The sequence below is a fragment of the Agrobacterium sp. GW821-FHT02D03 genome, from assembly GCF_059421725.1.
This window is the reverse complement of the sequence record NZ_JBWKVN010000001.1, coordinates 707,883-720,410: the sequence shown is the minus strand read 5'-3', so window position 1 is coordinate 720,410 and position 12,528 is coordinate 707,883. Positions and strand designations below refer to the sequence as shown.

Annotated in this window: 16 protein-coding genes; 5 read left to right on the top strand and 11 right to left on the bottom strand. The window is 60.0% G+C overall.

Features of this window, described 5'->3' with window-relative positions:
• Window positions 1-157: 157 nt before the first annotated feature.
• From AC07U5_RS03250 to AC07U5_RS03210, 9 genes are all read right to left on the bottom strand, one after another.
• Window positions 158-718: a hypothetical protein gene (locus AC07U5_RS03250; RefSeq protein ID WP_494722284.1), complete on the bottom strand. Its 561-nt coding sequence runs from the start codon at window positions 716-718 to the stop codon at window positions 158-160.
• A gap of 21 nt (window positions 719-739) precedes the next feature.
• A complete protein-coding gene (locus tag AC07U5_RS03245) occupies window positions 740-901 on the bottom strand; it encodes a hypothetical protein (protein WP_162723148.1) in 162 nt (53 codons plus the stop codon).
• Window positions 898-1,242, bottom strand: coding sequence for a hypothetical protein (locus AC07U5_RS03240; protein ID WP_062427861.1), 345 nt, complete (start codon window positions 1,240-1,242; stop codon window positions 898-900). Before AC07U5_RS03240 ends, AC07U5_RS03245 begins: the two co-directional genes overlap by 4 nt.
• Window positions 1,239-1,877, bottom strand: a complete 639-nt coding sequence (locus AC07U5_RS03235; protein WP_494722283.1) for a hypothetical protein — start codon at window positions 1,875-1,877, stop codon at window positions 1,239-1,241. Before AC07U5_RS03235 ends, AC07U5_RS03240 begins: the two co-directional genes overlap by 4 nt.
• Window positions 1,870-2,361, bottom strand: coding sequence for a DUF1376 domain-containing protein (locus tag AC07U5_RS03230; RefSeq protein ID WP_494722282.1), 492 nt, complete (start codon window positions 2,359-2,361; stop codon window positions 1,870-1,872). The genes AC07U5_RS03235 and AC07U5_RS03230 overlap by 8 nt, the downstream gene beginning before the upstream one ends.
• Window positions 2,354-2,560 (bottom strand): hypothetical protein, encoded by a 207-nt coding sequence (locus AC07U5_RS03225; RefSeq protein ID WP_313058421.1) that lies wholly within the window; start codon window positions 2,558-2,560, stop codon window positions 2,354-2,356. Before AC07U5_RS03225 ends, AC07U5_RS03230 begins: the two co-directional genes overlap by 8 nt.
• Before the next feature lie 470 nt (window positions 2,561-3,030).
• Window positions 3,031-3,261 (bottom strand): hypothetical protein, encoded by a 231-nt coding sequence (locus tag AC07U5_RS03220; protein WP_062439551.1) that lies wholly within the window; start codon window positions 3,259-3,261, stop codon window positions 3,031-3,033.
• Complete coding sequence (locus AC07U5_RS03215) at window positions 3,254-3,433, bottom strand: hypothetical protein (protein WP_112358602.1); 180 nt, start codon at window positions 3,431-3,433, stop codon at window positions 3,254-3,256. Before AC07U5_RS03215 ends, AC07U5_RS03220 begins: the two co-directional genes overlap by 8 nt.
• Window positions 3,430-3,768 (bottom strand): hypothetical protein, encoded by a 339-nt coding sequence (locus AC07U5_RS03210; protein WP_494722281.1) that lies wholly within the window; start codon window positions 3,766-3,768, stop codon window positions 3,430-3,432. The genes AC07U5_RS03215 and AC07U5_RS03210 overlap by 4 nt, the downstream gene beginning before the upstream one ends.
• 84 nt (window positions 3,769-3,852) lie before the next feature.
• Between AC07U5_RS03210 and AC07U5_RS03205 the strand changes: the two genes are divergently transcribed.
• The 3 genes from AC07U5_RS03205 (at window position 3,853) to AC07U5_RS03195 (ending at window position 5,978) form a co-directional block, all read left to right on the top strand.
• A complete protein-coding gene (locus tag AC07U5_RS03205; protein ID WP_062427854.1) occupies window positions 3,853-4,452 on the top strand; it encodes an XRE family transcriptional regulator in 600 nt (199 codons plus the stop codon).
• 236 nt (window positions 4,453-4,688) lie between these two features.
• Window positions 4,689-5,057 (top strand): hypothetical protein, encoded by a 369-nt coding sequence (locus tag AC07U5_RS03200; RefSeq protein WP_062598895.1) that lies wholly within the window; start codon window positions 4,689-4,691, stop codon window positions 5,055-5,057.
• 252 nt (window positions 5,058-5,309) lie between these two features.
• Entirely contained in the window at window positions 5,310-5,978 is a 669-nt protein-coding gene (locus tag AC07U5_RS03195; protein WP_448746486.1) for an outer membrane protein, read from the top strand.
• A gap of 315 nt (window positions 5,979-6,293) precedes the next feature.
• Here AC07U5_RS03195 and AC07U5_RS03190 read toward each other — a convergent pair whose 3' ends face one another.
• A complete protein-coding gene (locus AC07U5_RS03190; RefSeq protein WP_494722280.1) occupies window positions 6,294-6,677 on the bottom strand; it encodes an acyl-CoA thioesterase in 384 nt (127 codons plus the stop codon).
• Between the two features lie 280 nt (window positions 6,678-6,957).
• Here AC07U5_RS03190 and AC07U5_RS03185 point away from each other — a divergent pair, with 280 nt between their 5' ends.
• Window positions 6,958-7,164: a hypothetical protein gene (locus AC07U5_RS03185; RefSeq protein ID WP_062427850.1), complete on the top strand. Its 207-nt coding sequence runs from the start codon at window positions 6,958-6,960 to the stop codon at window positions 7,162-7,164.
• On the opposite strand, the gene AC07U5_RS03180 is transcribed toward AC07U5_RS03185, so the two are convergent.
• Entirely contained in the window at window positions 7,142-8,887 is a 1,746-nt protein-coding gene (locus tag AC07U5_RS03180) for an ABC transporter ATP-binding protein/permease (RefSeq protein ID WP_494722279.1), read from the bottom strand. The two genes, AC07U5_RS03185 and AC07U5_RS03180, sit on opposite strands and share 23 nt — an antisense overlap.
• A gap of 290 nt (window positions 8,888-9,177) precedes the next feature.
• Here AC07U5_RS03180 and AC07U5_RS03175 point away from each other — a divergent pair, with 290 nt between their 5' ends.
• Entirely contained in the window at window positions 9,178-12,528 is a 3,351-nt protein-coding gene (locus tag AC07U5_RS03175) for a transglutaminase family protein (protein ID WP_494722278.1), read from the top strand.

Here is a 12,528-nt window from a genome sequence, read left to right as displayed (position 1 = left end):
CGGCAATTTTGAAAATCAACCTCTTCTATGCCCCGGATCGTTGTTCATCAGGCGTAGGAAGCCACTTGAAGCTCTGTAAAGGCTTCTCGAATAGCCCATAAAATTGGCGTGGCGAGGGCGGCGCGAACGCCGCCGCCTTCAAGGCTTTTCACCCCAATCACACCCCAAAAAACCGCGCCAGCACATTGCACACCACGCGCAGATCTCCCAGCATATGGTGCTGCCGCTCGCCCTTGATCACGCAGAAATCCAGCGCCGCCCAGAGGTTCTGGCGAAGCTCGTTCTGTGCGGTCTGGATGGTCTTGCGGCATCCGTCATAGCGGGCAATCACCGCCTTGCACCATTTCTCGTAATCCTCGCTGATCGTCTGGGAGGGCGTGCTGCGCTCGCTTTTGTCGCGATCGCCATCCGGCGCCTTGATCGCCATCATGTAGGATTGGCGTAGTTCCAGAAACCGCACCGCGCCTTCATATTGGTCGTCGCTCAGACCATCGCGTTTGCCGAGCATGTTCAGCGTGCCGATATAGGTTGCGGCCCGCGGATCACGCGCTTCTTCGACCGTCACGCCCATGCGGCTTGCCCGCGCCTTCAGCGCCACACTGTCTGCCGGCGCGTGGGCACGGCCGGATCTTGAGATGCGCCCATTCGGCTCACGCGCCACATTGATCACCTTGCGCCGTCCGCGCTTCTGCTTCAGTTTTTCGGCCTTGCTGGTCATGCTGCTAGTCCTTTTCCGTTGTTAATCGCGCGCCAGGATGCGCTTGATGTCGTCCATGCAGGCCGATGCACCGCGGCCTTGCTGATACTGGTCGAGAATGCGGTGGATCGCCGTTTCCCGCTTCTTGCGTTCCGATGCCGCAGCCTTTGCCTGGTGGATCGCTTCTGGAATTGTGCCGGTCACGCCCCGCCCTCCAGAGCTTGTGCCTTCGCCTTGCGATAGAGATGCAGAATGGAGGTGTGGTCGCGGCGCATGAAGCGGGCGATCTGCGGGTAGGTCTTGCCCAGCGCATCGCGAAAATGCACCACCATCTCCATCCGGATCCTGACCAGCCAGCGCGCCCGCACATCGCTGCGCACCAGATGCAGCGTGGCGTCGGGATATTTCTGAAGAAGATGACGCGCCGCGTCCGCCATGCTGTCGCGCGCGCGGTATTCCAGCGGGCTGACAAGCCGCATGAAGCCGTCCACGCGGTTGGTCTGGATCAGGGTGAAATTCAGCTGTGTCTGAGGATAGAGGCTCATCGTCTGTCGTCCTTGCCGATGCGTGTCTTTGAAATTTTCGATGGGTGCTGCGGCGTCTTCTTCATCGCATCCAGCGTCGCCTGCACCTGCGGGTCGAGAGAGCCATGCAGGAACCCGACCCTCGCCGGTGCCCCCGCACGCGCCTCCGCCACAATCGCCCTCACCCGCGCCTTCACCGCAGGATCAGCACGCTCGATGGCAATCATCGCCCGCCGCTTCTCATCCGCCGCACGGTCGAACAGCCGCGAGGCTTCGATGCGCAGCGCATAGCGTTCGGCATGAAAGGGCGCGACGATGGCTCTGGCCTGCTTGCCGAACTCCGCGCAGGTCGGCACGAACTGGCCGGTATGGTTGGCCACGCGCCCGGCAATGAAATCATTGGCGGCCTCGCACACCGCCCATTCCGGCAGATCGGCGCAGACACCGCGAAACTCCCGGCCAAACGCCGCCACATCCACGCCCGGCTGCGGGCGAAACTGGCCGATCAGCCGAATAGCCGTATCGCGAATGGTCTCCGGCGCGGCAGGCGCCAGAAGCCGGTCGATCTCCTGCACCCGCAGGGCAATCTGCCGCGCACGCTCACGATACCGCTCCGGCAGCCGGTCGAACTGATCCTTGGCAATGAGGTCAAACATCCTGAAACGCCTCCATCAACAAATCGCGGGATGATTTTTTCGGCGCGCGAGCGCCTTTGGAAAAATCGCCAGATTTTTCTTCTATGGGTGTGACTCTGGAAGCAGAGCCTTCGCTGTGCTTTGGCAATGCCTTCGCATCGCTTTTTTTCTCAGCCTTCCAGCGGGTTACGGCGCTATCTCTGGCCTTCGCCTTGCGCTCCATGGCCTTTTCGCGCTCGATCCGCAGCCGCTTCTGCACCCATTTCTTCCGCCGCTTGTCGAGCTTCCAGAACGCCATCACCACCGGCTTCATCGCCCGCCACTTGGCCGGCGAAACCTTGGCCTGCAGCGCCAGAAGTTCATCATCGTCGGCCAGCGAACAATCGGGGGAGCGCCACGCCTGGAAGAGCAGCAGCAGATAGGCGCCATGCTGCTCGGTGGTCAGATGCACCGTGTCTGCCAGATAGGCATCGGTCCAGAACGGCATGAAAGGCAGGTTAGCCATTGGCATTCTCCGCGCGCATTGGCGGCGTGCCCCAGGCATCCTTGGCCGGGTGATACTTGATCACCGCCACATTTGCCGCCCGGCTTTCTTCGCGAAGCCGTGCAAGCTCGTTGTAAACATCCGCTTCGGAACGCCCCAGAATGTAGGCGATCTCGGCCGTGTCATAGCCGGAGCGAAAAAGTGTCAGTGCCTTGCTCATGCGTGTTCCCGCTTCCTCGCCATCAGGCGGCAAAGTTCGCCTGTCGTCTGAACCGCAGGCGCAGACTTAAGGCACGTGGTATTGGCAATGGTGATATCGGCCGCACCTTCACGGCACGGCTGAGAGTTTTCGGGCCGAAAGGCCGGCGCTCCCGCGCAGGATCTTCCCGACAAGCGCCTCGAACCGTCTTCTCGAGACGGCAAAGGCTTCAAGGATTGGAGGGTTGGGCTGACGGCCCGGGAGGACAAGCCGTCAGCCCGTTTTTGATCGCCAGGGAGGAGACGCGATCAAAACCTTCGATCCAGCGGCAGAACCGCCGAAATCTCGAACTCAGTCATGGGGCAAACACTGCAGCCATCAGGCCGCCAGTCGCTCGCCATTGATGCGGTTGACCTCGCAAAGAAGCTCGACATCGAAGCTTGCATCCTCATCATCCGTCGCCACGGGCTGCATGTTGCTGTTGCATTGGGTCATAGCCGCGCGGCCTCCTCGATGGTCAGCAACTCGCAAACCGGGCGGGCAAAGGTCACGGTGATCTTGACCAGCGTATTCCAATCCGGCCCGCGCTCGATCAGGTCGTGCAACTCGTCCAGTTCCTCGATCGCGTGTTCGACATCGACGATACCGGCCTGGCTTCGATATTCGGCAACCGCCTTCCAGCGCGCCACGCCGAAGCCGGGTCTGTCCAGAACATCAGTCATCATTCTTTCCTTCCCGGATTTCGACCGGCGTCACCGTTCCGCACCTGTCGCAGAACCGCTCGATCTGGTGTTCGATAGAAAGCGGGCGCCGGCATTCGCGGCAGCCGATATAGCGTGTCTGAAACGCAGCGCGGCGCGCCTGCGCGGATGCTTCGATACGGACAGAACTCATGCGCGCCGATCCCCCATAAAGGTCAAAGCCTGCCTTTGCCCCGCCCCGATGCCGGAAGCGGCCAGCGCGGCGAAGGCCATATCGGTCCTCCGCTTCGCTGCCTGCCGCTCACCAAGGACATCGGGGCGCAGGTCCAGACGAGGGACAAACCCATCCCTCGCCATTCGCAAGACAGGCACCGTCTCAACCGCAACCGCCCCTCTGGCGCAGACCTCTCGGGCCGCCACCCGTAACCGGCAAACGAACGGCTTGAAGCCGCTCCCTGCCGAGCCGGGTCCGACCCGGAAGCCATCGGCCTCAGCGCCCGGTGCGATATGATGACGAAATCTGTTCATACAAGAAAACTAGTAAAAATTGGAACATCCGTCAACTAGTTTCCTTGTGTGCGTTTCCACAAGTGTTCTGGTAGAAACTAAGCCATGGGAATTATTGGCGAAAATCTGAAATCGATCAGGAAGATCAAAAATCTTTCGCAGGCGAAAGTTGCGGAACTGTCGGGTGTGAGCCAGCAGCTCATCTCGCAGCTCGAGACCGGCTTGACTGAAAAGACCACTGAACTTCCCGCCCTTGCCCAGGCGCTCGGCGTCAGCGTCCACGAACTCGACCCATCCTACACGCCGGATGCGGAGGGCGTTCCCACCCTGATCGTGCCCTATCTCGCCTGGGTCAGCGCCGGCGCCATGATCCGCGATGACATCGCCGACGAAGCCCTTGGCCTCATCCGCGTGGCGGATTTGCCGGCCTCGGGAGACTGGATTGCCTTGAAAGTCAGCGGCGATTCCATGGACAGGATTTCTCCGCCCGACTCCATCATCTTCGTCGATCGCAACGATCGCAACCTCGTTCCCAATGGCTGCTACGTCATCTCGGACGTGGAAGGCAACGCCACCTATAAGCGCTACCGCTCCGGCCCCATGCGCTTCGAACCCGTCTCCACCAATCCACAGCACGAACCGATCTTCCCGGACAACGACCCCATCATCGTCGGCCGCGTCCGCCGCTCGATCATCAATATGTAGCCTGCTGCCAAGCATCACCTCGCCGCCGGTCGACGTCCCATCATCACAGCAACGATCCGTTTGACCAATCGGCCCTCTGCAAACTGATTCTCTCTTTGTTCCCACATTTACTAGTTTTCTTGTTGACATAAATACTAGTATAATAGTAGAAATGGATCTGTGTCCGAACAGGTGAACCCGCATCAGGCGGAGTAACCCGGTATCTGAGAAGACAGCGACGATGAGGATCACCCCCCATGACCACGCCTGGCTACATCATCGGAAAAGACGAAATGCTGCTGATTGCCACCCGCTGGCGCGATGGCGATACGGTTCTTCTGGAAATGCCGGTGCGCCTCTATAAGGCGGAGGAGATCCAGTCCCTGATCGATGAGACCACCTCGCAAAACTGCACGGTGATCAGCGTCGATCTCTACGACGTCACCGCCAAGAAGGGCATGTCCATCGCCGATGATTTCGATATCCGCCCTTTTGCTGAGCGCGAGGAAGACCGAAAGGAAAAGGACGCACGCGACGAGATGGCAGAGCAACGCCGATTGCGACACGGCACCGGTCTCTACAACACGCTGAACCATACGCAGCAGGGCATCCAGTCGCGAGCGTGAAGCCCATGGGCCATGAAGGGACAGACCCGCCCGGTATCGACGGGACGCTTTACATTTTTGAATCGACGCATCGTGCCTTTGCGAAAATCGAGCCCGATTTTCGCGCCGACGCTGTAGCCCTCAAAGAGCCGAGTGGCACGCCACCGCGCTCCAAGCTGCAGGCCGCAAGATGTTTCTGTTGTTGCTTCGGAGTTACAGCATTTTGCCGCCAATAGGCTATCGATAGCGCCATTGAACCTCAGAGTGCTTCCGATGAAAACCACTGTCTTTGCCGCCGCCGCTTTTATTCTTGCCGCAACTTCCGCAATTGCCGCGGACGCCGTCTCGGACGTTCCCGCAGCACCGGTCGCCATCGACAACTCTTCCTTCTCCTGGAGCGGCTTTAACGCGGGTATTCAGGTTGGATATGGCTGGAACAAGAACGATATTCTGGGCATCGCTCCGGTCGGCACAGTGAATGCCAATTTCGACGACGGCCTGATCGGCGGTTTTGCCGGTTACAATTATCAGTTCTCCAACAACTGGGTCGCAGGCGTCGAAGGTGATTTCGAAGGCAACCTGGGCGGCGGCAAGCTCACGGTTCTCGCACCCGATTTTTACGAATACGGATTCGATTGGCAGGGCTCGGTCCGCGGCAAGGTCGGCTACGCGGTTGACCGCGCCTTGGTCTATGGCACGGCCGGCTGGGCCATCGGCCGCGGCTATCTGACGGTGCCAGGTGCCGGCACCCAGAAGGAAAATTTCTACGGCTTCACCGTCGGCGCCGGCGTCGATTACGCCTTCACCGACATGATCTTCGGTCGCGTCGAATATCGCTACACCAATTTCGGCGACCAGAACTTCGATTATGACGCCGGCCCGCTGCTCAACTCAGACATCGACCAGCACGGTGTGCGCCTCGGCCTCGGCGTGAAGTTTTAATCCACCTCGATTGCTCACGATGCGGGCTGGGTAGCGGATGCTCTCAGTGGAACCGCGGCATACCAAAAGACGCGAGACAATCTGGGCCTTATCCACGAGCTTGCCTGTTGCACGCGCGCTCTGCCCCACCCACTGCCGTCATCCTCGGGCTTGACCCGAGGATCCACAACGTCAAGGGCTTAACAGGCAATCAGCGCAGGCCACCACGCGCAATGAACTCTGAAGGGCATGGATTCTCGGCTCGAGGCCGAGAATGACGGAAGTGAGGTGAGTGCCGCTCATCGGCCCAAACAACGCACCCGCACCACCAAACCCTCACCCCATCACCGGCCGCGGGTTGCCCGCATCATCCACCGCCACCATGATGAACACGGCCTCCGTCACCTTGTCGCGGGAGTGTTGCGAATAGTGGCGCGTCCAGGCTTCGATCTTCAGCGTGATCGATGTGCGCCCAACCTTCTCGATGCGGGTATAGACACACAGCGTGTCGCCGATCTTCACCGGCTTCTTGAAGACGATCTCGTTGACGGCAACGGTGACCGTGCGGCCGCCCGCCACGTCATTGGCGCGCACGAAGGCGGCAAGGTCCATCTGCGACATCACCCAGCCGCCAAAAATATCACCGGCGGGATTGGCGTCAGCCGGCATGGCCAGCGTGCGAAGGGTCAGTTCCATATCGGAGGGTGGTTGGTTGTCCATCAGCATACCTCTTGATCGCGCACCTCCCGGTGTCGCGATAGCCTATTCACCATTGATTGGAAAAGAGCGATTTCGTCTTGGCTGGTCTTCATTTCCAGCATGTCGCTTGAAATGAGGAAGCTGATTCTTGAATCAACAACAAGTCATGTCAAACACAGTCAAAAAACCACAATACAACAAATTACCAAGCTTCGGTAATGCTTCGTTAACTATAACGGCTCAGTCTCTTAATTTATTAGGTTAATTTCATATACTTCCAGATGCAGGGCGAGGCTCGAAAATGGCATATGACTGGAGTGGGAATGACATCAAACAGAGGCATTACGATCGCCTGATCGTGGTCGCTTTGCTGGCCATCGTCTCGATTGCGGTGACGGCGCCCTTTATGCTTCGTTTCGAAACACAGACGATGAAAGGAGAGCGGATCGAAATCCGCTCACCGGTGGTCATGGAAGACACGCACGCTATCCAGCTGGCGCGGTCGTAACCAGCTCGAGATGCAGAACGCGCGGTGACAGCACCTGCATCACCGCATCAGAGCGGCCGATATAGACCACGGCGGTGTCCTTCATGGCGCTCAGCACCTCCACCAGCCGGTCGATCGTGTGCTTCTCCAGACCTTCCAGCAGATCGTCGATGAACAGCCAGCGCGGCTTTAACAGAAGCGCGTTGGCCACCCGAATACAGGCCTGCTCGTCGGAATCGAACTTCTGGTCCCAGCGAATATTGTCGTTCATCCGCGGAATGATGTGGCCGAGGCCGCAGGCTTCCATGGCGGCCAGAAATTCTTCTTCCGTGAACTTCTGCGGCGCACGCGGATAGGAGAGAATTTCGCGCAATGGCGCCGCCGGCATATAGCCGTGCTGGGCAATGAACAGCGTCTCGTCGCGCGGCGGCATGGTGATCTTGCCGCGCCCCCAGGGCCAGAGCCCGGCAATCGCCGCAAAGAACAGCCGTCGGTTCACGCCCTGGTCTCCGTCGATCACCACACGGTCGCCAATGGCGATCTCGACAGGAGCTTCGCGCAGCCTGAAGCTGCGCGCCATCTCCTTGCCTCCCGCTTCAGGACTGATTTCGACGGATGAAAACCGCACGACATCGGTCGCGGAACGTTCGAGGTCGATGGCGTTTTCGTGCCTCTCGACGCTGTCCATCTGGATCAGCGCATTGCGGAAGATCGACACGCGTTGCAGCGTCGCCTTCCAGCTGGCGATCGGGCCGAAGTTGTCGATGTACCAGCGCAGTGCCACATTCACCTGGTTGAAGGCGCCCACCGCCATCATCAGCCCGCCAAACGTCAGGTTGCCGGAGAAATAAACGGGCGCGGCAATCAGGATCGGCGCGACGATGGCAAGCCAGCCATAACCGGCAGACACCCATGTCAGATGCGTCAGCCCCATGGCGAGCCCCCGAATGACGACCAGCACCGCGTCGATATCCTGGCGAATGCGGTGACGCTCGTTCTTCTCGCCGCGTGAAAGGGTGATGGCCGTCAGATTTTCGCTCGCGCGCATCAAAGAGAAGCGAAGCTCCGCTTCCTTGGAATAGCGCTCGGCGTTCAGCGGCACCAGCCGGTAGCCGACAATGTTGGAAAGCAGCGAGGCCGATCCCGCATAAAGAAGTGCCGCCCAGACCATATAGCCCGGGATCGCCACCATCTTGCCGCCGATCTCGATGGCAAAGCCCGCCGAAAGCCCCCAGAGCACGCCAATGAAGCTGACGAGAATAATCGTGGCGTTGACGAGACCGATCGCAAGTGCGGTGCTGCTTTCGGCCAGGTTGCGCACATCCTCATGCAGGCGCTGGTCGGGGTTGATGGAAATGGTGCCGAAGCTTGCAAGCTTGGCGGCACGGCCGGGCTTCAGCCACTGCTCCACCATGTCTTTCGCCAGCCCTTCGCGCATGTTCAGCGCGGTCATCTGGTTCAGCCATGTCTGGAAGACGTTGAGAAGCAGCAGACACCCGGCAATGATGGTGAAGACTTCCAACTGGTGAATGAAGGCGTTAAGGTCGCGCCGCTCCAGCGAATTGTAGAAGGGCGCGTTCCATTCGTTCAGCCTCACCTGCCCATAGGCTGTCACGAGAATGATGGTCAGCAGACCGCAGGCCAGAAGGATCAGCCGGGATCGCACCGGAGATGTCCAGAAGGCACTGCCCATCATCCGCATCTGCGCTCTGAAATTGAGATCGAATCGCGCGTAGGCAGCCATCTCCTCAGGAGAATTTCCTTGCGTTTTCAATTCATTACCACTTTCTCAAATCACAGAATCGCGCTGACTGACAAAGACCAAGTCTGTGCCCTAGCGATGACAGCAATATCACTAAGCTGATACTTGTCTACACGACCTCAAGAACACCTCTGACGCGCCCTTTGAAATGCCGCGGCGACGAATGCACGACGGGACCGAAATGTTCCTTGCATTATGCGCGTGCATTGCACAAAGTCAGGGCAATAGAGGGGGCGGAACAATCCGCAAATGCCGGAAATATAAGGTAATACATGTCGATCAAGGCGAGCATCTATCATCTGACGCATTATAAATATGACCGGCCAGTCCGCCTCGGACCCCAGATCATAAGGTTGAAACCGGCGCCGCATTCACGCACCAAGGTCATCAGCCATTCGCTGAAGGTCACGCCCTCCAATCATTTCGTCAATCTGCAGCAGGATCCTTACGGCAACTTCCAGGCCCGCTTCGTCTTTCCCGATCCGGTCACCGAGTTCAAGATCGAGGTCGATCTCGTTGCGGATATGACGGTCTATAATCCCTTCGATTTCTTCGTCGAAGAAAGCGCCACCAAATGGCCCTTCGACTATCCGGAAACGCTGAAGGACGATCTGTCGATCTACCGCAAGCCGGAAGAGACGGGTCCGCTCTTCGATGCGCTGATGGCCACCATCGACAAGACGCCCGGCCAGACGACCGTCGATATGATCGTCGGCATCAATGCCAAACTTCAGCAGGCCATCGGTTACGTCATCCGCATGGAGCCCGGCGTGCAGACCCCGGAAGAAACGCTTCTGTCGGGCAAGGGCTCCTGCCGCGATACCAGCTGGCTTCTCGTGCAGGTGCTGCGTCGCCTGGGACTGGCCGCCCGCTTCGTCTCCGGCTATCTCATTCAGCTCGCGCCGGATCTGAAGGCGCTCGATGGACCGTCCGGTACGGAAGTGGATTTCACCGATCTGCATGCCTGGGCGGAAGTCTATCTGCCGGGTGCCGGCTGGGTCGGTTTTGACCCGACATCGGGGCTTCTGACCGGCGAAAGCCATATCCCCTTGTCGGCCACCCCGCATTATCGCAACGCAGCGCCGATCTCCGGCGGCTATTTCGGCGAGGCCAATACGGAATTCGCCTTCGACATGAGGGTGACGCGCGTTGCCGAACATCCGCGCATCACCAAGCCCTTTTCGGATGAAAGCTGGGAAGAGCTGAATGCGCTTGGCGAAACGGTCGATCGCGCGCTCACCGCGCAGGATGTGCGCCTCACCATGGGCGGTGAACCGACCTTCGTCTCCATCGACGATTTCGAATCCGAGGAATGGAACACCGGCGCCGTCGGCCCGACCAAGCGGCAGAAGGCGGATATCCTCATCCGCAAACTGCGCGAGCGCTTTGCCCCCAACGGCTTCCTGCATTATGGTCAGGGCAAGTGGTATCCGGGCGAAACCCTGCCACGCTGGACCTTCTCGCTCTATTGGCGCAAGGACGGCAAGTCCGTCTGGCGCAATCCCGATCTCGTCGCTCAGGAAGGTCAGGATACCGGCGTCACCTCCACCGATGCCGAACGGCTTCTCACCTCGATTGCCGGCCATCTCGGCATCGAGCCCGATCTGGTACTGCCCGCCTATGAAGACACGGCGGAATGGCTGATCAAGGAAGCCAACCTTCCCGACAATGTCGATCCCTCCAACTCCAAGCTCAAGGACCCGGAAGAGCGTAGCCGCCTTGCCCGCGTCTTCGAGCGCGGCCTGACGGAGCCGACCGGCTATATTCTGCCCGTGCAGGCGTGGAATGCGCAAAGCTCCGGCCACAAGCGCTGGGTCAGCGAGCGGTGGAAGACACGGCGCGGCAAGATCTTCCTGGTGCCCGGCGATAGCGCCGTCGGCTACCGCCTGCCGCTTGGAACCCTGCCTTACGTTCCGCCGTCCGCCTTCCCCTACATTCACGAGGCTGATCCCTCGATTCCACGCGGCCCTCTGCCGGACGCCTTGCCGCCTTCGGCGCATGCCCCATCGCCTTCGGCACGCAGTATGCCGGAAGCTTCCTTCCAGGCGGGCGATGCCCCAAATCTCGGCCGCAACGAGCAGGTCATCAGTGATATCGCCGGAACGGTGCGCACCGCACTATCCGTCGAAGCGCGCGATGGCAGGCTCTGCGTCTTCATGCCGCCGGTCGAACGCATCGAGGATTATCTCGACCTCATCGCATCCGCCGAGGCTGCCGCCACCGATCTCGGCCTGCCCGTCCATATCGAGGGCTATGCGCCCCCGCATGACGAGCGCATGAACGTCATCCGCGTCGCACCCGATCCCGGCGTCATCGAGGTCAACATCCATCCGGCGGCAAGCTGGAAGGAGTGCGTCGATATCACCACCGCGATTTATGAAGACGCGCGCCAGTCGCGGCTTGGCGCCGACAAGTTCATGATCGACGGTCGCCACACCGGCACCGGCGGCGGCAACCATGTGGTCGTCGGTGGCGCAAACCCCAATGACAGCCCGTTCCTGCGCCGTCCCGATCTATTGAAGAGCCTCGTGCTGCACTGGCAGCGCCACCCCTCGCTCTCCTACCTCTTCTCCGGCCTCTTCATCGGCCCCACCAGCCAGGCGCCGCGCATCGATGAAGCGCGCCATGACAGCATGTACGAGCTGGAAATCGCCATGGCCCAGGTGCCGGCACCGGGCGAAGGCGTGCCGCCCCTGCCGTGGCTGGTCGACCGTCTGTTCCGCAATCTTCTGGTGGATGTGACTGGCAACACCCACCGCTCGGAAATCTGCATCGACAAGCTGTTTTCGCCCGATGGCCCGACGGGCCGTCTTGGCCTCGTGGAATTCCGCGGTTTCGAAATGCCGCCGAATGCCCGCATGTCGCTTGCCCAGCAATTGCTGGTGCGTGCGCTGATCGCCCGTTTCTGGAAGAACCCGGTCAGTGGCAAGTTCGTCCGCTGGGGTACAGCGCTTGCTGACCGCTTCATGCTGCCGCACTATATCTGGGCGGATTTCCTCGACGTTCTCGCCGATCTGAGAGAAAACGGTTTCGACCTGAAGCCGGAATGGTTCGTCGCCCAGCTTGAATTCCGCTTCCCCTTCTTCGGCGAGGTGGAATATGAGGGCTCGAAACTGGAACTGCGCCAGGCGCTGGAACCCTGGCATGTCATGGGCGAACAGGGTGCCATTGGCGGCACCGTGCGCTATGTGGATTCCTCCGTCGAACGCCTTCAGGTACGCCTCGAAACCACCAATCCGGCCCGCTACACCGTGTCCTGCAATGGCCGCGCCGTGCCCCTGAAGCCAACGGGCGAATCCGGCGTTTCTGTCGCAGGCGTGCGCTTCAAGGCGTGGCAGCCGGCAGCTGGCCTGCACCCGGTGCTGCCGGTCAACTCGCCCTTAACATTCGATATTTATGATACATGGTCGAACCGTTCGATCGGTGGCTGCATCTATCATGTTGCCCATCCGGGCGGGCGCAACTATGACACCTTTCCGGTCAATGGAAACGAGGCGGAAGCGCGTCGCCTGGCGCGTTTCGAGCCATGGGGCCATACGGCCGGTCAATATACCGTCTGGCCGGAAGCGGTGTCGCCGGAATTTCCGCTGACACTCGATCTGCGACGCCCGCAAGGAGTATAA